This window comes from Gillisella terrae (assembly GCF_004801395.1).
Lineage (GTDB): Bacteria > Pseudomonadota > Alphaproteobacteria > Rhizobiales > Rhizobiaceae > Allorhizobium > Allorhizobium terrae.
Genome location: NZ_SSOA01000001.1, coordinates 168,312 through 188,237, shown reverse-complemented (window position 1 = coordinate 188,237; position 19,926 = coordinate 168,312). Strand labels below are relative to the sequence as shown.

17 protein-coding genes and 1 tRNA gene are annotated in these 19,926 nt (G+C 54.6%); 8 read left to right on the top strand and 10 right to left on the bottom strand.

Going from position 1 to position 19,926, the window contains the following annotated elements; translation table 11 throughout:
- Window positions 1-32: 32 nt before the first annotated feature.
- Window positions 33-1,079 carry an NAD(P)-dependent alcohol dehydrogenase gene (locus tag E6C51_RS00895; protein WP_190234716.1) on the top strand — a complete coding sequence of 349 codons (1,047 nt, stop codon included), beginning with the start codon at window positions 33-35 and terminating at the stop codon, window positions 1,077-1,079.
- 85 nt (window positions 1,080-1,164) lie between these two features.
- Here the strand turns inward: E6C51_RS00895 and E6C51_RS00890 are convergent, their stop codons facing one another.
- The 4 genes from E6C51_RS00890 to E6C51_RS00875 form a co-directional block, all read right to left on the bottom strand.
- Entirely contained in the window at window positions 1,165-2,967 is a 1,803-nt protein-coding gene (locus tag E6C51_RS00890) for a sensor domain-containing diguanylate cyclase (protein WP_190234715.1), read from the bottom strand.
- A 329-nt stretch (window positions 2,968-3,296) separates the two neighbouring features.
- Window positions 3,297-4,217, bottom strand: coding sequence for an allantoinase PuuE (puuE, locus tag E6C51_RS00885; RefSeq protein ID WP_190234714.1), 921 nt, complete (start codon window positions 4,215-4,217; stop codon window positions 3,297-3,299).
- Between the two features lie 129 nt (window positions 4,218-4,346).
- Window positions 4,347-5,054 carry a DUF1045 domain-containing protein gene (locus E6C51_RS00880; protein WP_146933109.1) on the bottom strand — a complete coding sequence of 236 codons (708 nt, stop codon included), beginning with the start codon at window positions 5,052-5,054 and terminating at the stop codon, window positions 4,347-4,349.
- Between the two features lie 107 nt (window positions 5,055-5,161).
- Window positions 5,162-6,361: an NAD(P)/FAD-dependent oxidoreductase gene (locus tag E6C51_RS00875; protein WP_190234713.1), complete on the bottom strand. Its 1,200-nt coding sequence runs from the start codon at window positions 6,359-6,361 to the stop codon at window positions 5,162-5,164.
- Between E6C51_RS00875 and mnmD the strand changes: the two genes are divergently transcribed.
- Window positions 6,360-7,082: a tRNA (5-methylaminomethyl-2-thiouridine)(34)-methyltransferase MnmD gene (gene mnmD / locus E6C51_RS00870; protein WP_190234712.1), complete on the top strand. Its 723-nt coding sequence runs from the start codon at window positions 6,360-6,362 to the stop codon at window positions 7,080-7,082. The two genes, E6C51_RS00875 and mnmD, sit on opposite strands and share 2 nt — an antisense overlap.
- Here mnmD and E6C51_RS00865 read toward each other — a convergent pair.
- Window positions 7,074-10,715: a PAS-domain containing protein gene (locus tag E6C51_RS00865; RefSeq protein WP_230987039.1), complete on the bottom strand. Its 3,642-nt coding sequence runs from the start codon at window positions 10,713-10,715 to the stop codon at window positions 7,074-7,076. The genes mnmD and E6C51_RS00865 overlap by 9 nt on opposite strands.
- 274 nt (window positions 10,716-10,989) lie before the next feature.
- Here E6C51_RS00865 and E6C51_RS00860 point away from each other — a divergent pair, with 274 nt between their 5' ends.
- The 4 genes from E6C51_RS00860 to E6C51_RS00845 all read left to right on the top strand — a co-directional run bounded on the left by E6C51_RS00860 (window position 10,990) and on the right by E6C51_RS00845 (window position 14,454).
- Window positions 10,990-11,313 (top strand): hypothetical protein, encoded by a 324-nt coding sequence (locus E6C51_RS00860; protein ID WP_146933101.1) that lies wholly within the window; start codon window positions 10,990-10,992, stop codon window positions 11,311-11,313.
- A 421-nt stretch (window positions 11,314-11,734) separates the two neighbouring features.
- Window positions 11,735-13,114, top strand: coding sequence for a DEAD/DEAH box helicase (locus E6C51_RS00855; RefSeq protein ID WP_186827714.1), 1,380 nt, complete (start codon window positions 11,735-11,737; stop codon window positions 13,112-13,114).
- 84 nt (window positions 13,115-13,198) lie between these two features.
- Complete coding sequence (locus tag E6C51_RS00850) at window positions 13,199-13,801, top strand: DUF2026 family protein (protein WP_190234710.1); 603 nt, start codon at window positions 13,199-13,201, stop codon at window positions 13,799-13,801.
- 332 nt (window positions 13,802-14,133) lie between these two features.
- Window positions 14,134-14,454, top strand: a complete 321-nt coding sequence (locus E6C51_RS00845) for a hypothetical protein (protein WP_190234709.1) — start codon at window positions 14,134-14,136, stop codon at window positions 14,452-14,454.
- 256 nt (window positions 14,455-14,710) lie between these two features.
- On the opposite strand, the gene E6C51_RS00840 is transcribed toward E6C51_RS00845, so the two are convergent.
- Window positions 14,711-14,787: transfer RNA gene (locus tag E6C51_RS00840), tRNA-Arg, on the bottom strand.
- Window positions 14,788-15,106: 319 nt separating this feature from the next.
- Here E6C51_RS00840 and E6C51_RS00835 point away from each other — a divergent pair.
- A complete protein-coding gene (locus E6C51_RS00835) occupies window positions 15,107-15,565 on the top strand; it encodes a MarR family winged helix-turn-helix transcriptional regulator (RefSeq protein ID WP_230987010.1) in 459 nt (152 codons plus the stop codon).
- Window positions 15,566-15,671: 106 nt separating this feature from the next.
- Here the strand turns inward: E6C51_RS00835 and E6C51_RS00830 are convergent, their stop codons facing one another.
- A complete protein-coding gene (locus E6C51_RS00830; protein WP_146933089.1) occupies window positions 15,672-16,133 on the bottom strand; it encodes a hypothetical protein in 462 nt (153 codons plus the stop codon).
- Window positions 16,134-16,205: 72 nt separating this feature from the next.
- A complete protein-coding gene (locus E6C51_RS00825; RefSeq protein ID WP_190234708.1) occupies window positions 16,206-17,177 on the bottom strand; it encodes a quinone oxidoreductase family protein in 972 nt (323 codons plus the stop codon).
- 101 nt (window positions 17,178-17,278) lie between these two features.
- Here E6C51_RS00825 and E6C51_RS00820 point away from each other — a divergent pair, with 101 nt between their 5' ends.
- The gene (locus E6C51_RS00820; protein WP_146933085.1) at window positions 17,279-18,118 is read left to right on the top strand and encodes a LysR family transcriptional regulator; all 840 of its coding nucleotides are present in this window, start codon (window positions 17,279-17,281) and stop codon (window positions 18,116-18,118) included.
- Here E6C51_RS00820 and E6C51_RS00815 read toward each other — a convergent pair.
- On the bottom strand, window positions 18,101-18,973 hold the full coding sequence (locus E6C51_RS00815) for a transglutaminase family protein (RefSeq protein WP_190234707.1): 873 nt from the start codon (window positions 18,971-18,973) through the stop codon (window positions 18,101-18,103). The two genes, E6C51_RS00820 and E6C51_RS00815, sit on opposite strands and share 18 nt — an antisense overlap.
- Before the next feature lie 10 nt (window positions 18,974-18,983).
- Window positions 18,984-19,925 (bottom strand): alpha-E domain-containing protein, encoded by a 942-nt coding sequence (locus E6C51_RS00810; protein WP_146933832.1) that lies wholly within the window; start codon window positions 19,923-19,925, stop codon window positions 18,984-18,986.
- Between the last annotated feature and the right edge of the window lies 1 nt (window position 19,926).

The following is a 19,926-nucleotide window of genomic DNA, read 5'->3' as shown; positions in this document are numbered from 1 at the left end:
CTTCTTTACCTCATCTTCCGAGAGGATTTCCCATGCCTATTGCAAAAGGCTATGCTGCCACCGATGCCACCAAGCCGCTTGAACCCTTCACCTTTGAGCGTCGTGAGCCGAATGATGATGACGTGGTCATCGCCATCAAATATTGCGGTGTATGCCATTCAGATATTCACCAGACGCGCAATGAATGGGGCATCTCGATTTTCCCGATGGTCCCCGGCCATGAAATCGCGGGCGTTGTGACGGCGGTTGGCTCAAAGGTCAGCAAATTCAAGGTTGGTGATCACGTTGGTGTTGGCTGTTTTGTGGATTCCTGCGTCCACTGCCAGACCCGTGATGTTGACACCGAACAATATCAGCCCGGTCTGGTGCAAACCTACAGCAGCTATGAAGCCGATGGCAAAACCGTGACCCAGGGCGGTTATTCTGACAGCATCGTGGTCAAGGAAGGCTATGTGCTGTCCATCCCCGACAATCTGCCACTTGATGCTGCGGCACCTTTGCTGTGCGCTGGCATTACGCTCTATTCGCCGCTTGCCCACTGGCAGGCAGGCCCTGGCAAAAAGGTGGCCATCGTTGGCATGGGTGGCCTTGGCCACATGGGCGTCAAGCTTGGTGCCGCCATGGGTGCCGAGATTACAGTTTTGAGCCAGACACTTTCCAAGAAAGAAGATGGCCTGCGGCTGGGTGCAAAGCACTATTACGCCACAAGCGATGCCGAGACCTTTATAAAACTGGCAGGTACGTTTGACCTGATTATCTGCACCGTCAGTGCCGATATTGATTGGAATGCCTATCTCAACCTGCTCAAGGTGGATGGCACCATGGTGCTGCTGGGCGTTCCGGAAAAGCCAGTGCCGGTGCACGCTTTCTCGCTCATTCCTGCGCGCCGCAACCTGTCTGGCTCCATGATTGGCTCAATCAAGGAAACGCAGGAAATGCTCGATTTCTGCGGCAAGCACAACATTACCTCGGACATTGAGATTATTGATATCAAAGATATCAACAAAGCCTATGACCGTGTGCTGAAAAGCGATGTCCGCTACCGCTTTGTGATCGATATGGCAACGCTTGACGCCTGATCACGCATACGTCTTGCACAGCTTTCCCCGGCCAGCCGGGGAAAGCTTTCTGCATAATTGCTTAAATCGGAATCGATTTAAGCAATTATTCAGTGACGCGGCCTTGACCGCCAAGAACCGTGTTGCGCCCGGAATTTTTGGCCTGATAGAGAGCCTGATCAGCCCGCACGATCAGAGCCTCATCGCTTTCATTCTGCTCAACCGCAAGCGTCGCGACACCGATGCTCACCGTGACACAGGCCCAAGGCAGGTTTTTTGCGTGCTCGATCTCGAGAGCGGCGATGCGCTGGCGGATCATATCGGCCCTATCCCAGGCCTCATCCTCGCCAAGGCCAGGCAGCAACACCGCAATTTCTTCACCACCATATCGGGCCGCGAGATCCATGCCGGGGCGAATGCTTGTCGAAATTTCAGCCGCAATGCGCCGTAAACAGGTGTCGCCGGGCAAATGTCCATAGGTGTCATTGAACAGTTTGAAGCGATCAACATCCATGAGCAAAAGGGAAAACGGCTGGCCATTTGCTCTTGCTTCTGCCGTTCGCAGCCTCAACTGTGCATTAAAATGGCGCTTGTTTGACAATTGGGTCAATTCATCCGTATTGGCCAGTCGGTCCAGCTCTTCTTGCAGCAAACGCTGACTGGTGACATCGCGGGTGATGGCAACCATGCCGCCGCCAACATCAAAATGGCGCACACGGGTTATCACCGTTTCCAACCACGCTGTTTCGCCACTCTTTCTGGTTCGTCGGAAAACCAGCCTCTCGATGGAAGACCCGGCAGCAATATTGGCCAGCGCCTCGGACCAATATTGCTTTACCTCGGCATCATAACCGTCAAGCACACTTTTGCCGACAATATCGCCCGGATCAACTTCCAGAACCGATCGGGAGGCCGCCGACACATATTCCCGAAGGCCGTTATCATCCAGCTTTTCGATCAGGTCAGACGATGCATTGGCTATCAGCTGAAATTCGGCATCTCGTGCCGCAATCATCAGCTGGTTGCGGCGCGCCATGGCCATATTGTGCCTCAACCGCAGGGCCATGGCCAATGCCGCGCAGATGGCCGCCAAGGAAAACAGCCATCTGGTTTTGGAAACCGTGACCCAATACCATAAAATATCTTTTTGAGGGATCGCAACAAGCACGGCAATGTGGGTTGCCTGACTGGTATAATAGCCGGATTGTTTGAACACACCGTCAAATGGAGACCGATAAGGATAGTTTCCGCTGCCTTTTGCCAGCAGTGCATCTCGATAGAATGGCGTTTGGCTCAGATTCGTGCCTAACGCACTCTCATCCATCGGCGAGCGAACAAGCAGACGGCCATCACCATCAATCATGGCGAGCGTCGCCTCTCCCGGAAAACTGAAGCCCTTGAAAAAATTGACAAACATTCTGATATCAATGGTGGCAACCATGACGCCTGCAAAATGTCCCTCGCGGTCATTCAAGCGCTGGGACAGGGTCATAAACCATTCATTGGTCACCGGGCCTTTAAAAGGCCCATCGGCGCGTGGGCTCAGATCCTCGGAATGTTGGTGATGGATGAAATAGGCCCGGTCGGATAAATCGACACCCGCAGAAAAGACATTTGTCGTGGATTCAATCAATCGGCCATCCGCACCCAGATAAGCCAGGCTGCGCAAGTAAGGTGAGTTCCGGGTCACCTCACGCATCGTTCGCATCAGTTCGAGCTTTTGCAACATCGTATCATTGTTGTTGCGAACCTGAAGCACCAACCCCACCAAAGGCTGCTTTGCCACTTCGATAACATCATCGGTGTGCTGAGCAATCGCCTTAGCGGTTTGCTCCAGATAGGAATTGATGCGCGACACCTGAGTTTGCCAGTTGGAAAGCTCAGTCCAGGCCGCAAGACCAACAAACATGGCAGCACAAATGGTCGCAATTAAAAATGGCCTCGAATGTATAGATCCCGCGGCATGCTCGTTCATTGAAAACGGTTCTCTGGCAGTAAATAACGGCTCCGTCTTGCAGCAGAGCGTATCTGCCGCATAATTCCTTAAATCGATTCCGACTTAAGGAATTATGCGGTAGCGTTTGAGAATTAAATAATCCTCTCAAAAAACATTTTTTTGCAGGAAATGCACACACTTTTGAAGCAAATTTTACAGAGGCGTGGCTCTATATGCTGCACAAAGGTTCTCTGTAGCGCGTGTTTGACGCGCTACACTCAAAAGCAACCCTGTTGCACCACTTACCAGTTTGGCTTGTGATGTTCATGCCAGTGTTTGGCAATATCCAACCGCGTCGGCACCCAGACCTTGTCATGCGACAGCACGTAATCCAAAAATCGCTTGAGAGCGGCGGCCCGTCCGGGACGCCCGACGAGACGGCAATGCAGACCCACGGACATCATTTTCGGTGCCCCCTCTTCTCCCTCCTGATAGAGCGTATCAAACGCATCCTTGAGATAGGTGAAAAACTGATCGCCGGAATTGAAGCCTTGCGGGGTGGCAAAGCGCATGTCGTTGGTTTCCAGCGTATAGGGAATGATCAAAAATGGCTTGCCATGATGATCCGGCACCCAGAACGGCAAATCATCCGAATAATTATCGGAGGAATAGAGAAAACCGCCCTCTTCCATCACCAGCTTGAGCGTGTTGTCTGATGGCTTGCCCTGATACATTCCATAGGGCCGCTCGCCAGCCACCTGCGTGTGCAGCCTGACGGCATCCTGAATATGCTGGCGCTCTACGTCTTCTGGAAAATCCTTATATTCCAGCCAACGCAATCCATGGCTGGCAATTTCCCAGCCTGCCTCGTTCATGGCAGCCACTGCGTCCGGATTGCGCACCATGGCCTGTGTGACACCATAAACGGTGACAGGCAGATTCAGCTTTGTGAACATCCGGTGCAAGCGCCAGAAACCGGCACGAGAGCCATATTCATAAATCGATTCCATATTAAGATTGCGCTGGCCAGGCCAGCTTGCCGCACCAACAATTTCGGACAGAAGATTTTCCGAACCGGGATCGCCATCCAGAATACAGCTTTCTCCGCCTTCTTCGTAATTGATCACAAATTGCACCGCCACATTGGCCCCGCCCGGCCATTTGGGATCGGGCGTGTGGCGACCATAACCAATGAGATCGCGGGGGTAGGCTTTATCCTGCATCACGTCACCTTTATATCTCGGGAGATCAAAGGTTAAGCACTGCGATAGAACCTTGTCGAGAGACTATGAACTTCTTTGTTTGAGTTTGCCTGATCAGAAAACCGGTGACCACTTTTCCCTGACAAACCACTAGGCAATCTTGCGTGCCGAAACCCGCCCCATGGGATGCAGCGAATGCACCACCAATGGCGCGCCCTGCTCACGCTCCACAAACAGCGCCAGATTGGAAAACACTGGCGGCTGAACGAGATAGGTGGAAAAATAGTTGCTGGTGGCCTTTTGCACCCGCTCCCTGTCGTGGGTCGAGAGTGGGCCGGTCAAGGGGAGGTAGAAGCGATATTCATCCAGCACATGCGGATCACCCCAGCGGTAGAGATTGGCAAATTGCGGCGCGCTCAAGCGTTCCGGTGCCATGCGGTCAATTTCGGCTTCTGTGAGGGGCGCGCGAAACTGATCAAAATTCTGCATCACCAGAGAGGCCAATTGATCAAGCTGCACCGATTGATGGCTGAGCATCAAGCCGCAACAATCCCCCAGCCGCCCGACTTCCAGCGCAGGCAGGGCAAAGGGTTCGACAACGCCGGAAAAATGCATCAGTTCGCGCAGCAACATCGCCTCACTCACATCAGGATGCAGGCGAAAAGGAGCCTTCAGGCAGGCATGAAAACCATTGCGGCGCGGCAAAGCGGTGTGAAAGGCAATCTCACTTTGGCTCAAACCGATGCCCTCAGGGTGTTCTACCGCTTCGCCGGAATAGACGCTGCGCCCCAGCCAGCTGCTTGCGGCCAGCGTCAGGGGATCACGCGCTGAAGGTGTATAACAAATCGAGTAACGCATGCAGTTTGCCTCCTCGGCTCATCGAATCAGCAAGGGTCAAAGACCCGCTTTCTCTTCGAGATAGGCGATTTGCATGACACTATGACGAAAACGGCAAGAACCGGATTTCACTTTTTGCGTGAAGCAACCTCAAGATGATGCCGGAGCGTAAACCCGGCAGGCAGGCCGAATGATTGTGCCGAAAGCGAAGCCCCCAGCAGCGGAGCAAGCGCCGCTTGCGCAAGCCGATGGGCCAGACCGAAGCTGATTTTAAATCCGCCTGTAAGCGCAAGCACTGTTGGATGCTCCGGGTGCGGGCCAATCATGGGGTCGCGGTCAATGGCCTTGGGACGCAGACCCGCCCAGCGCTCGACAACCGGTGCATCGCGCAAGGCGGGCACCATGATGCCAACCCGCTCGATCAACCTCTCCAACTGCTCATCGGTGCTGAAGGGGGCCTCAAAATGGTTCTCGCTGGTGCTGCCAATCGCCACCCGTCCGTCATCATGGGGCACGATGTAGACGCCATCGAGAAACAACAGCGGCAGGGTTGGATCAATTTTGGCCTGCAACAGCGCCGATTGTCCTTTCACGGCCATGCCCAAAGGCTGCGGCTGCGGTGGCACCAAGGCCTCCAGCAGCGGAAATGAGCCGGTGCCCGCCGCAATCATCACATGACCATAGGCAATCTTGCGGCCATCTTGCAACAAGGCCTGCTGCTGCGCGATATCAAAGCCTTTCACTGCTGCGCCCTCGATAATCTTGCAGCGGGGTGATGCCATCAAAACCTGCCGCAAGGCCTGCGTCAGGCCTCTCGGTGACACGCGCGCCGCCAGCGTATCATGCACCAATCCGCCCTCCGTATAGCTGGGGTCTGGCCAATCCGCTCCAAAGGGTGATTGATCCAGCACCTGCCAGGCAAAGCTGCGGGTGGGCGTCTGCCAGGCGGTTTGCGCATCTTTTTCGTGGCGAAGCGCAATGGTGCGCAAATGCGGTTTGGGCAGCATGATCAACCGGCCTGCGCGCAGGTAGCCAACGGAGAGCCCGGTTTCCGCCTCCAGCCGCGCCACTTCATCTTCCAGCGATAGCAGCGCATCAAACTGGAATTGCTTTTTCTCGCACCATCTATCGGGCATATAGGGCATGAGCGAGCCAAGCAAACCACCGCTGGCCCCGCTGGCAATGCGCTCTGCATCCACCAATGTGACGCGCAACCCCGCTTCCAGCGCGAAACGCGCCGCCCAAAGGCCCATAATGCCGCCGCCAACAATAAGAAGATCGGTAGAGAGTTGACCAAAGCGCAAAGCCATCTTATCGCCATTTGTCATGACACACTCCACTTCAGAATCCGAAATTGCCGCAACGCACCAGAGCTTGACCTGGCAAGAGGGCGATATGCCCTATTCCACCGCTTTTGGCGACCATTTTTACTGCCAGACCGATGGCAGGCTGGAATGCGGCCATGTGTTTTTGGCGGGCAATGATCTGCCACAGCGCTGGCACGGCGCGCAGGATTTCCGCATCGGCGAGCTTGGTTTCGGCACTGGCCTGAATGCCATGGAAACATGGCGGCAGTGGAAACTCTACCGCCAGCCCGGGCAAAAACTCACCTTTACCTCATTTGAGCTCTATCCCATGCAGGGGCAGGATATTGACCGCGCCCTCTCCCATTGGCCGGAAATTGATGTTGAGCGACAGAAACTCGTATCGCTTTGGCCTGAGGCTCCCAGCGGTCAGGTTCAGCTCGATCTGGATGACCAGACACGGCTGGTGGTGGTTTGTGGTGATGCGCTGACCTCGCTCAAAAGCTGGCAAGAGCCGTTCGATGCCTGGTATCTGGATGGGTTTGCGCCATCGCGCAATGCCGACATGTGGTCGATTGAGCTGATGACCCGCCTTTGCCAGCTCACCCGCGATGGTGGTCGCTTTGCCACCTATGCCGCAGCCGGTTTCGTGCGGCGCAATCTGGCGGCGGCAGGCTTTCAGGTGGAGCGCCGCAAAGGTTTTGCGGGAAAGCGTGAAATGCTGTGCGGCAGCATTTCACGATAGCGCCATCTGTGGCTGTGGATGATGCTCTGCCGACCAGTGCTGAAGACACGCCAGAAGCTTGGCAGGACTGAGCGGCAAGACCAGCAGATCATCAAGGCCTGCGGTGAGATAGACCGCGCTATCATTCTCAACTGCACGGCTTGCAAGTCCGATCAAAGCGGTCGGCGGCAAATGTGGTGTGCGGCCTTCTTCCGCCCGCACAAAGCTTAGAAACTCGAAAGCACCCGCATCGTCCTGCGTCAAATCAATCAGCATCACGCGCGGACGCTGTTGCTGCCAAAGGCTGAACGCCTGCTCCTGGCTTGCAAAAAGCTGAAAGCCAATTCCGGCCTCCGACAAGGTGTGGCGGAAAAAATCACCTTCCACGTCACTTGCATTGACGATCATCACGGTCTGGCTGGGCTGCGACGGCAAGAGCCTGCTGGCCATCTGATGCAGTGGGCCCTTCACCCTCACGATTTCTTCTTGCGGCGTTTCATGACGCAAGGCCCGCCTTGCCGCCTTCAACACATCCGAAATTGCGTTGCGCAGCAGAGTATCGGCGACGGGCTTGTGCAATTGCGCCTGAACATTCATGTCCCCAAGCTCGTCATGCAAGCCTGACAGGTTCCCCGGCATCAGAGCAAGAATGGCGAGGCGGTTAAACAGGCCATCACGTCGCACGCGCCGGATGAAATCTATCGCTGCATCTCCGGCCTTTTGAACATCCACCACCAGCACCTCAATGACCTGATCAACCACAATCGCTTCGCGCAATACGCCAAAGGCAATTTCCGGCTCGGTAAGTGCTACGCCATCAAAACCCCATTGGGCCAATTGATCGTTGAGGATGCTGCAAGACAGCGCATTTTCTGCCAATGCCAAAACCCTGCTGCCTTGCAAATGCAAGGCTGAACGCTCCGATATTTTCTCACCGGCAATGGCCAGCGGCAAGCGCACCGTGATCACGGCCCCCTCACCCGGTTCACTCAGAATGCCAATGGTGCCACCAAACAACTCCACCAATCCACCAACGATGGACAGCGCCAGACCGGCACCGCCCTTATGAAACACAGGCGGCTCTTCGAATTGCGAAAACTTGGAAAAGGCAAGGCTGCGCTGCTCTGGCGTGAATCCGCGGCCGGTATCTTCAACTTGAAGGGTCAGCCACAGCAGGTCATCACTTTCCTTTTGCTCGGACAGCTCCACCAGCACATGGCCTTTGTCCGTTGCCTTGATGGCCTCATCAACAAGCTTGGTCAAAATCTGCCGAAAACGCCCCGCATCCGCCGATACCAGATGCTTGATGCCACCATGACCGCGCACCAGCAGCTCTATGTCCTTCTCCGCAGCCCGACCGGCCATCAGCAGGATCACGTCTTCCACCGCCGCCATCGGATCAAAAGGGGCTTTGCGCAAGGACAGGCTTCGATCATCAATCTTGGCGAAGTCCAGAATATCATTGATAATGGTCAAAAGAGATCGACCAGATTTCAAGATAACATCAACAAATGTCTTTTGGCGGGCATCGAGATCCGATGATATCAGCAATTCGGCCATGCCCAGCACACCGCTCATCGGGGTGCGAATTTCCTGCCCCATGCTGGCCAGAAAGCGCGATTTGGCTTTGTCAGCCGCCTCCGCCTGCGATGCCAGCGCGGTTAGCTCCGCTTCGCGATTTTTTGCATCGGAAATGTCGCGCACCACGAACAGCCAACGGCCTTCACCACTGACCAACACTTCCAAATTCACCCAGACACCATCATGCCGCTTCAGCACACCGCTTGCGCTTTTCTCATTGGCAAGGCGCGATGTCATGTCAGCAAGAAGCTCTGCCAACTCAGTCTCGAACGCGCCATTGTGCATGGAAGCGTCATAAAGCGCTTGCCAATCAGCCCCTTGGGCAACCATTGGGGCGGGAAGATCCAGTATTTCGGCAAACTTGTCGTTGGCATAGAGAATTTTATGTTTTGCCACCACGCAAAGGCCTTGCGTCATCACCTGTGAGGCCTCTTTCAGCAAAGTGCCAACATCTTCAAGGCGGGCTCTGGCTTCCCGGATTTCCCGCTCACGCAAATGCTTTTCGGTGTAATCGGTGTAGGTTACCAAAATCTGGCCATGCTCCAGAGATGTCATGCTCACCAGCACATGGCAGCCATTGTCCAGCGTTCTCTCATATTGCTGGGTGCCGTTAAGCTGTTTGATTTCAGCACATCGCGCTGCAATCCGCGCATCCAGATCCTCACCTTCAGCGATCAAAGGCCAGCCATTGTCATAGGCGTGACGGATATAATCCGCTCCAGACACACCATTGATGGGCCGGTCATCAGGCCAATTGACAATTTCGCGCGCCTTTGAATTGGCAAAACTGATGGTGAGATCCTGATCCCAGATAACCACGCCGATGGGCATGGTGCGCAAAATCCGTTCAAATTGCTGGTAAAGCGCTTCCGCCTGCGCCCGCGCTTCCACAAGAGCGCGCTCGCTGACTTTCAGGATCGAAATATCGGCAAGTGTCCCCACGATATAGCGCGCACCATCGCCATCCTCAATGCGGTGCAGACTGGTGAGCAACGGCACGGCCACACCATTGGGCATGGTAATAACCTGCTCGCGCTCAATCTGCATACCCGTTTCAAGAACACTGTCGTTTTCGCTGCGCAATTGCGCGCCATTTTCCAAAAACATTTCGTCTTCGGTCATGCCGTAAAAGCGGGTTCGGTCTTCACCCAACATTTGCTCATAGGCCGCATTGGCAAAAATCAGCCGCCGCGCGCTATCGCGCAGAAAAACCGGCTCTGGCACATTTTCCAACACGCTGCGATACAGCAGACTTTCGTGCTCAAAAGCCTGCAAATCCGTGACATCGCTGATTTGCAACAGAATATTGCCACAGGGCAAAGTCTTGCGGCTGATATCAACAATCCTTTTGCCCAAAGGAATCCGACGCGCAGCCAAACTTTCTTTATCAGCCACGTCACGTGTCATGACCAGGTCGACGAGACCCTGACGATCGATCTGTGCGCCTTGCCCTTTCTCGGCAAGAATGGCATCCACCAAGGTCAGATACCCGTCCCCTGCCCTTGGCCTATGGCCAATGGCGGCAAACATATCGACTATGACATGGTTAAAATACGCGATCCGAAGGTCGCCATCCAGCAGCAACACGCCGGTGGCAAGAGCATCCAGCAAGGCCGGAAAATCTGCGGTCGGCTGCATGGTATCATTGGCGGCAAGCAGTTTTGCCGGCACAGTATCAACAGGTGGCGCGTGGCGGCTACGCTTTAACAGCCGTCCTTTTGATTGTCTGGGGCGCTCGCGAAACACACCAAACACGAAGAGCTTTTCATCTTCGGTCACAAAACGCTCAATTTGTACCCGGCAATGTTCCTGCCCACTCCCATCGAAACACAGCGCCAATTGCTCATCGGCAAACACCAGCGCGCGGCGCTCCATATCTTCCCAGGCGCAATCTTCTGGCCTTCCGGTCAATGTGCCCATGTCATGACCTAAAAGAGAAGCCCGATCATAGCCCGAAAATGCCTCAAACGCCGGATTAACCGCAACAAACCGCAACTCGCTGTCCTTGATAAAGGCAGGAACGTCCAGTTTTGCGATTTTTTCGCACGCAATGGCGAGAAGTCCTCCTTCCACCGGCAATGCGCCCCCCTTTTACGTTTGAGTTTGCAAGAACACCAACCCGTCACCCCACAAAGACCTAAACAGAGTAACCTTCGAAAAACAACACCTTATTAACCATCCGTTTCATTCCCCCCAACGAGCGAATTACTTTGTGAAAACAACTGTAAGTGCGAAAAACATGACATAGATTTAAAATTCTCTGCCACAGATTGATCATTAATCTGCCGTGTTTCGAGATCAGATTATGCCCATATCTTCGAAGTAGGGCTTTGAAAGGAACAAGGTCATGTCCATATTTCGTACATTTATGTCTGCGGGTCTGGCCACATCTATGGTTGGGCTTTCTCTCGTTGCAACTGCGCCAGCGGCGCAGGCCCATGACCATTTTTGGGGTGGTGTTGCCGCAGGTGCCGTCGGCGGCATTATCGGCGGTGCCTTGATCAATGAAGCGCGCCGCCCCGCCTATGCCTATCCGGTGTATGAAGCACCACCACCACCGCCACCAGTCTATAGAACCTACTATCGTCCGGTCTATGTGCCCGCCTGCCATTATGAATGGCGTCACAATGAATGGGGTGATGCCTATCGCGTGCAGGTCTGCCCTCGCTAACGCCGCTCCATGACATCGAAAATATCGGTGCCCGAGGCGAGAGTCTGTCAGATTCAAATTGAACCAGCCAGACTCTCGCTATCCTTTTGTTCGTTTGTCTGTTCGGGAAAACCGGATTCCACTTTTCCCTGACAAACTCTAAAAACCGGCGGGCACTTGACAACGGCTGACGAAAAGAGCAAATGCACGTCAGCTTTAAACCTTCCGGCCGCCGCGTGAGCGCGCCCTGCTACTCCTCCCAGTAGTCAAAGAAGGTCTTGAGGCGCCCTATATATGGCTGCAACGGCAGCCAAACGCGCCTGAAAGCAGTCTTCCAACTGACAAGTTCCCAAATCACGCGGGGTTCTTGACGCTAAAACAACCGCGATCGCAATGAGGCGATGGTGGAGTTTTGTTTTGGCGCCCCGAAAAGGTAAATGAATTGACCAGTTTTAACGAACTTGGCCTCTCGGCAAATATTGTTGCCACGCTGACCGCCATGAATTTCGATACACCAACACCAATTCAAGAACAGGGTATTCCCGTTGTTCTGTCAGGCCGCGACCTGATTGGTCTGGCCCAGACCGGCACCGGCAAAACCGCCGCCTTCGGCCTGCCCTTGATTGAAATGCTGCTCAAGGACCAAAGCCGTCCTGAAAACCGCACCACCCGCACGCTGATTCTGGCTCCTACCCGCGAGCTGGTCAACCAGATTGGCGACAATCTGCGCAGCTTCATTCGCAGAACACCGCTGAAGATCAATCAGGTGGTTGGCGGCGCATCCATCAACAAGCAGCAGCTTCAGCTGGAAAAAGGTACCGACATTCTGGTGGCAACACCGGGCCGTCTGCTGGACCTGATTTCGCGCAACGCCATTTCGCTGCGCGCAGTAAAATATCTTGTGCTTGACGAAGCCGACCAGATGCTGGACCTCGGCTTTATCCACGATCTGCGCAAGATTGCCAAAATGGTACCGCCAAAGCGCCAGACTCTGCTGTTTTCGGCCACCATGCCAAAGGCGATTGCCGATCTGGCTGCCAGCTTCCTCAAAGACCCGGCCAAGGTTGAAGTCAGCCCTCCGGGCAAGGCTGCCGACAAGGTTGAGCAATATGTTCACTTCGTCAATGGTCAGAACCACAAGACCGAGCTGGTCAAAAAATCCTTTGCCGAGAACCCAGATGGCCGTTCCATCGTGTTTTTGCGCACCAAGCATGGCGCTGAAAAGCTGACCAAGCATCTGGAACTGACCGGCCATTCGGTTGCCTCCATCCATGGCAACAAGAGCCAGGGCCAGCGCGAACGCGCCCTTAAAGGCTTCCGTGATGGCTCGATCAAGATTCTGGTGGCTACCGACGTTGCCGCCCGCGGCATCGACATCCCAGCCGTCAGTCACGTGTTCAACTATGACCTGCCGGAAGTGCCAGACGCTTACGTGCACCGCATTGGCCGTACCGCCCGTGCTGGCCGTGATGGTATTGCCATTGCCTTTTGCGCACCCGATGAAATCCGCTTGCTGCGCGACATCGAGCGCCTGATGGGCATTGAAATTGCCGTAGCCAGCGGCGAAGCCCCGGCGGATCGTGGCCGCCCTGCCCGTCCTGCCCGTCGCGGCGGCGGTGGTGGCAACGCCGGTGCGGGCAACCGCAACCACGGCCGCCCACAAAACCGTGGTCCCCGCGAAGACGGCGGCGAAGGCGAGAACCGCTCGGCCCGTCCCGGCGGCAACCGCAAGCCCGGCAACCGCCCGGCCCGCCGCCCAGACCGCCCTCGCCAGGACGGCCCAGCCCGCGCTGGTGCCGGTGGTCAGCGCCGCGAGCGCTAAAATTCAGCGATCACGATAATATCAGGAAAGGCCGGTAGATCCGGCCTTTTCGGCGTTTACAATTCCCAAAAAGGCCTGCCAGACATGCTGATCAAGCAAACCGACTATCACCGTATCTATAGCGTGATCAATTCGCTGCTTTTGAGCGAAAAAGCCAATCCAGCCACGGCCAGCATGTATTTCAGCGTCTTCGGCTCTTATCTTTTGAAACAGCATTTTAAAATCAACGCCACCCCCAAAAGCGGCCTTGCAGCCTACCGCCTCGACAATCACGTCCTGCTGTTTGCCGATCATAAGGACGACGGCTATGTGACGGGCGATGGCGAGAACTTCCATTGCTGGATTGAGGCAGACGGCTGGGCGCTCGATTTCATGGCCCCAACGTTAAGCGCCGATGGCGTCACCCTTCCGGCCAAAATGTTCCAAAAACCCCTGAGCGCCATGACTGCCAGCGTCAACGACCTCAAAACCTCCGGCGACTTCTTCTACGCCTCCACCCCAAACGCCACCGCCCGCCGCTTTGCTGGCTGGAAAGACGCAAACGCCATCGGCGACCTCGCCCGCCTCGCCGAAATCTGGTTTCGCAAAGCGCCTAAGAAAATGATGCCGTTTATGACGGTGGCGGATGAATACGGGAACCAAAGGCAGGTGCAACTCACAGGCAAAGCCCTGGCCGGTAGCTGGTAAGCCTCCTCGCTCCAATGTCGTTTCGATAAACCCTACAGCACCGTGCGCCATACATGGTGCACAAAGGATGCTGTAACGTTTTAAATCTGCGGCATAATTTTCACCTTAAATCGATTCCGATTTAAGGAATTATGCAGTAGAAGATTTCAAGGCTTCCCAATTCGTTTTCACGTCCAGAAGCTAACGCCATTCTGTCCAGAAGGTCGAGCCACACCACAAATTAGACGAAAACTAGGTTGCTTTTTTGAAGGTATTTAATGATTAGACTCCCTAGCAATCGCAAAAATTAGTTGTTGCCCTGTTTTTTCAAACTCATAAGCTAGCGAGTAGTCATGCGGATATATTTACTTCATATAATATTGATAGCTTTCGCATTTCCGGTTAACGCCGCAGAAGATTCAACTTGTGCTTATATGGGGAAATTTGCAGCCAAGTTCATGGAGCTTCGTCAACACGAAGTAGATCTAACAGACACTATGAAACTTGCAGCTGATATTGCCCAAGACGAAACACATCGTAAAATATACGTAAGCATGGTTCTTCAAGCTTACGGTGAGCCTGTCTATGACACACCGAAGATGCAGCGGCAAGCCATCTCACGTTTTTCAAACCGCATGCAACTTATCTGCTACAAAAACTATAAAGATCTTTGAATTAAGATACATCTGGAGGGGTACTGGATCAGCGTCGTGATTGTTTATACCGTGAAAGTGGTCTGAGATCATTCGCGGCGTTGTGAACGGTTTGAGTATGGACTTCCGCCTGATCACCCGAAAGCAATCAGACGCAGCTTAAAAAGGTCGCGGCGTTTTGTGTTGTCGTGTCACAAAGCTATTACAAATTTGTGCCAAAGGTCGCGCCGCGCTACAGAAACCTTAATTTTTTGGCGTTTCAATGCACTAGAAAAAATGGCGCACCCGACAGGATTCGAACCTGTGACCTTTGGAATCGGAATCCAACACTCTATCCAGCTGAGCTACGGGTGCGTTCAGCGTTTCACGCTACGGTGCGAAGCGGTTAATAGCCTAGTCTTCTCGTCTCTTCAATGGTGAATTTGCATTTGCTCCACAGAAGGTGCTCTGTTTTCAACATTCCCAAACAGGCTGTGCGCAGCGCAGCTATAGCTTAAATTAGATATATTAAACAACTATCGAGAAAGAGAAGCATGTTGCCTCGCTCTATCGAGAATAGTACAGAAGAAGATGCGAGAATTGGTGGCTGAGGAAAAATTCTGGCGTGTGGCGTTGTGGGACGCTGCATTTATGTGGGGGAGGTTTTGATTAAAAGGTTATGAGCAATTTAAATATGTCCGCAGAGAGACTTGCGGATCGGCAAGGGGTTGTCGATCAGTCAGTTTTGGAAATATCTCTTGGTTTTCGCGTGAGACGGGCGCAACTTGCAATAGCGCAAGATTTTCAGGATGTTCTGGGCGATCAAGGCATTCGCCCCGCCGATTTTTCGGTTTTATCGATCATTGCTGCCAATTCGGGCCTGAGGCAAAGCGATGTTGCTGCAATTCTTTCCATTCAACGGGCGAATTTTGTGGCAATTGTCGATGGTCTTGAGGAAAAAGGCCTGATTGAGCGCCGAAAATCAGCAACCGACCGGCGCGTCTATTTTCTGCATATGACGGATGCGGGCACGGCTTTTCTGCAATCGCTCATGCCCAAATGGCGCGAGCATGAAGACAGATTCATAGGTCGGCTTGGCGGCCATGAAAAGCGCGATCAACTGATTGAAATGCTGCGATGCATTTCTGATTAAGCCTGTCATCGCCTGTTCCTGATCTCGGCGCTGTAACAGTTTTAATTTGCTGCATAATTCCTTCAATCGATTCCGATTTAAGGAATTATGCAGTAGGCCGAGACTTTCACCCATGGCGCAAGGCACGCCTTTGCAGCGCCTCGTCCACCAGTTGGTTGGCAATTGTCATGCGGGTGTGGGCAGCCTCTGCAAAGGCCGCATGAACCCGGTCCGGGTGATTGGTCATGGCAAACGCCCGTCGCTTGGCTTGCAGCGCGGCCACATCGTCGGCGTCTTTCAGCCCCAGATCATCGGCAATCTCAGACGCACCCAAGCGACCAAGATGCGCAGGCATCTCAGGTATCGCGGGCGGAGCAGGCTGCAAGATGTCATCGCTCATCAGATCAAGATACTGATCTTGCGCCCAATCCGCTGCTGCCTGCTGCATCAAACCATTGTCTTGCACAAAGCCCGTGCTCAAGCCGGAAACCCGATAGGCCCTCGCCACGGAAGCATCGTCGGGCTTTTCCTCCTCTTCGAGAGAAAGCCGCTCCACAACGGATTGAAAGATGGATTGCCCAAACAACATTGCGTCTGCCCTGATTTGCGACAGAATCTATCCTATCTTTTCGCAAAGCGGAATCGATTTTGTACCGTTGGCTCAAGCATTGCCGGTTGATAGCCGCACCGGCCCGGTTGTGCGTCTTTGCTCCATATCCTGATGGGCCTTTGCCGCCTCAGCCAAAGGATAGGTATGGCCGTCTTCAAGGCGCATGCCGGCGGCAAGCATGGTAAGCCAGGCCTCTGCTGCTATCCGATAGGCCTGCTTATCCGCGGTCAGAGCCAGAATGCTTGGGCGCATGAAGCCGCGGTTTGTCAGAAGTTTGGGATCAATCGCCGCAACAGGCCCTGCCGTCTGGCCGATTGAGGCAACCATGCCAAACGGTTTGAGCGCTGCAAAACTCGCCAGCAACACATCTGCGCCAATGCCATCAATGACATAATCAACACCCTTGCCGTCCGTCAGGTGCAGCGTTTGCGCCACGAAATCGCTTTCAGTGTAGACAATGGCATGGTCCAGACCATGGGCAACGGCCAGATCAGCCTTGGCCGTGGTGCTGACCGTGCCAATGGTGGTGGCACCCTTTTGCTTGGCCCATTGGGTCAAGATCAGCCCCAGGCCACCGGCTGCGGCGTGGATCAACACTGTCTGTCCCGGTTTGACCGATGTGACCGTTTCCAGCAACATATGGGCCGTTAGCCCGCGCAGGAAAGAACCCGCAATCGCCCGATCATCCAGAGTATCGGGAAGCGGAATCGCCATGGATGCCGGAAGGTTGCGAAAACTTGCATAGCTGCCAGCCGGAAGACAGGCATAGGCCACGCGATCTCCGGGGTGAAGGTTACGAACATCATCGGCCACCGCCTCGACAATACCCACGGCTTCAACACCCGGAACGGCAGGCAGTGGCAAGGGATAAAGGCCCTGCCGATGATAAATATCCACGAAATTCACGCCAATCTGCGTCTGGCGCAGGCGAATTTCGCCGGGTTCAAGCGCTGCAAGCGGGCGATTGGCGAGCGTCAGCACCTGTGCGTCACCGGGCATGTCAAATTCCATCACCTCATTCATCATCAGCATCCTTGTGTAAATTCGCATGCAAATGACATAGCGCTGGATTAACATGGGTGAAATTGCAGAAAACTGCACAGTACCTATGGAAAAATGCCCCGATGAACTGGGATGATTACCGCACCTTTCTGGCTGTGGCGCAAGCGGGCAGCTTTTCGGCGGCAGCGCGCACGCTGCATGTCGATCACACCACGGTTGCACGCCGCATCTCCACGCTGGAGCAGGATCTGGGCGTCAAACTGGTCGAGCGGCTTGCACGCGAGGTGAAGCTGACGCCTGTGGGAAAAAGGCTGGCGGCCCTTGGCACGCCGGTGGAAGAAGCGATGGCAAGCGTTGAGCGGGCCGCCCATGGGGCTGGCAACAGCTTAGCGGGGGTGGTGCATATTTCCGCACCCCCAAGCCTTGCCACAATGGCGCTGGCCCCGCGCCTTCTCGCACTGCGCCAACGCTATCCCGACATCGATATCCGGCTGACGGGAGAAAAAGACTTCGCCAATCTCAACAAGGGAGAAGCAGATATTGCGCTGCGTCTTTCGCGGCCCAACACGCCGGGGCTGATTGCGCGCAAGCTGCGCGATATTCCGTTCTTCTTTTTTGCAAACCACACCTATCAGGCAGCGGAAGACCACTGGGAGTTCATCACCTATCACGAAGAAGACAATTCCATGCCGCAGCAAACGTGGTTGCTGGCACAGCTTGGAGCAAGACGGGTGGTGCTGCGCAGCAGTGATGCACAGGCGCAGGCACAAGCGGCAGCCTCAGGCTTGGGCGTCGCGCTCCTGCCCGATTATCTTGGCGATGGCGATCCGCGTTTGAAAAAGCTGACCAGCGCCCTCACCCCGCCGCCGCGCGAATTGTGGATGCTGGTGCACGACGATATTCGCCGTGCACCGCGCGTTAGGGCCGTGATGGATTTTCTGATCTCAACTCTGGCCAGATGATTGACCTTGGGATTGACCCTTGGACTCACCTTGTGACTGGCTTTGCGATTGACTTTGGTTCTGATCCGTCACCGTCACCACCACGCTCATTTCTTCATCCGCAATGCCAATGCGCATGCCGGAAATTGGCGCGGCGTCGGTATAGCAAAGGCCCGATGCCAAACGCACGTAGCGGTCATCGGGGCAGACGTTGTTGGCGGCGTCAAATCCAACCCAGCCGAGACCCGGCAGATTGACTTCGGCCCAGGCGTGGGTTGCCACCTGCTCCTCCACCTCATCCATCTTCAGATAGCCAGACACGTAGCGCGCTGGAAACTGCATAAACCGGGCTACTGCTATGAAAATATGGCTGTGATCCTGACACACACCGGAGCCAGCCTCCAGCGCCTGCTCGGCGGTGGTTTCGGTGCTGGTGGTGCCCGGCACATAGCGCACCTGCTGATGCAGCTTGCCCATCAAATCGTGCATTTTGGCCAGATCGGTGTCGCCTTCGAGACTTTTGACCAGTTCCTTTGTCAGCTTTCCGGCTTTGGTGAACGGCGTATCGCGAAGATAGAGCCAGAGCGGAACATAGCCAACATGCGGGCCATAGACGCCAGCCCGATCCTCGGTTTCTACCTCGCCGGAGGCCACAATCCGCACCGAGCTGCTTTCGCCCTCATAGGACACCAGATGGGTGTGATTGCCAAACTGGTCATTAAAGCCAGCCTCAACCTTGGCACCATCCACGGCAATATTCCACGACAAGACACGAAGGCCCGGCCCTTCAACAGGCGTCAGGCGCAGCCGTTGCAGAGAAAACTGAACCGGCTCGTCATAGCGGTATTCCGTCACATGTTTGATTTTCAAACGCATTGTGCCCACCTCAGCTGTAGAACCGGTAGCCCTCGGTAACTTCCTGCCCCAACTTGTTGTTGAGAGCGATGAAATTATCGAGAAACTCGTGAAGGCCCAAATCCATGATCTGAGCAATGTTGGTGGAGTTTAAGGATGCGCGAATATCATCCGCCGTTTTATGGGCGGGAAGCCGCTCTCCATATTCCTTGGCAATATAGCCAAGATTGCTGACAATCTTCTCATAGGAATAGGCCAGCGAGCGGGGCATCTGCCCATTCAAAATCAGAAAATCGGCAATATTGGAAGGCAGATACTCGCCATCATAGACCCAGCGATAGGAGCGATGAGCCGAAACAGACCGCAGGATCGACTCCCACTGGATGTTGTCCAGCGACGAGCCCACTTGCGTGACTGCTGGCAGAAGCACATAATATTTCACATCCAGAATGCGGCTGGTGTTATCCGCCCGCTCCATAAATGTGCCGATCCGCGCAAAATTATAGATCTCGTTGCGCAGCATCGAGCCATGGAACGCCCCGCGAATGAGACCGGCACTGCGCTTGACCGTATCAATGGCTTCGGGCAGATCGGCCGACTTCATCTTACGGGCCAGCAATTGCTTCATGGTAATCCAGCACTCATTGGTGGCTTCCCATGTTTCGCGCGTCAGCGCGGTGCGCACCATGCGGGCATTGTTGCGCGCTGAATCCACACAGGACATGACGCTGGATGGGTTGGTTTGATCGCGCAGCAGAAAATCAATGGCATCCGCCGCCGTAACCGTGTCGTATTTTTGCAGAAAAATATCCAGCACGTCGGCGCTTTGCAAAACGCCATTCCAGTCTTCATCCGTGGCACCTGAGCGGGTCAGCGACACCCGCAAGCCCGCATCCACCAGACGCGCGATATTTTCCGCGCGCTCAATATAACGGAACATCCAGTAGAGCCCGTTCGCCGTTCTTCCGAGCATA

Bases quoted from the DNA above. Each gene is read 5' to 3' on its own strand.
- E6C51_RS00880 (WP_146933109.1), bottom strand. From the start codon at position 5,054: ATGCGTTACTCGATTTGTTATACACCTTCAGCGCGTGATCCCCTGACG.
- E6C51_RS00890 (WP_190234715.1), bottom strand. From the start codon at position 2,967: ATGTTTGTTGGTCTTGCGGCCTGGACTGAGCTTTCCAACTGGCAAACT.
- mnmD (WP_190234712.1), top strand. From the start codon at position 6,360: ATGACACACTCCACTTCAGAATCCGAAATTGCCGCAACGCACCAGAGC.
- E6C51_RS00825 (WP_190234708.1), bottom strand. From the start codon at position 17,177: ATGAATGAGGTGATGGAATTTGACATGCCCGGTGACGCACAGGTGCTG.
- E6C51_RS00830 (WP_146933089.1), bottom strand. From the start codon at position 16,133: ATGTTGTTTGGGCAATCCATCTTTCAATCCGTTGTGGAGCGGCTTTCT.
- E6C51_RS00860 (WP_146933101.1), top strand. From the start codon at position 10,990: ATGTCCATATTTCGTACATTTATGTCTGCGGGTCTGGCCACATCTATG.
- E6C51_RS00820 (WP_146933085.1), top strand. From the start codon at position 17,279: ATGAACTGGGATGATTACCGCACCTTTCTGGCTGTGGCGCAAGCGGGC.
- E6C51_RS00875 (WP_190234713.1), bottom strand. From the start codon at position 6,361: ATGACAAATGGCGATAAGATGGCTTTGCGCTTTGGTCAACTCTCTACC.
- puuE (WP_190234714.1), bottom strand. From the start codon at position 4,217: ATGCAGGATAAAGCCTACCCCCGCGATCTCATTGGTTATGGTCGCCAC.
- E6C51_RS00845 (WP_190234709.1), top strand. From the start codon at position 14,134: ATGCGGATATATTTACTTCATATAATATTGATAGCTTTCGCATTTCCG.
- E6C51_RS00835 (WP_230987010.1), top strand. From the start codon at position 15,107: ATGTCCGCAGAGAGACTTGCGGATCGGCAAGGGGTTGTCGATCAGTCA.
- E6C51_RS00810 (WP_146933832.1), bottom strand. From the start codon at position 19,925: ATGCTCGGAAGAACGGCGAACGGGCTCTACTGGATGTTCCGTTATATT.
- E6C51_RS00895 (WP_190234716.1), top strand. From the start codon at position 33: ATGCCTATTGCAAAAGGCTATGCTGCCACCGATGCCACCAAGCCGCTT.
- E6C51_RS00850 (WP_190234710.1), top strand. From the start codon at position 13,199: ATGCTGATCAAGCAAACCGACTATCACCGTATCTATAGCGTGATCAAT.
- E6C51_RS00815 (WP_190234707.1), bottom strand. From the start codon at position 18,973: ATGCGTTTGAAAATCAAACATGTGACGGAATACCGCTATGACGAGCCG.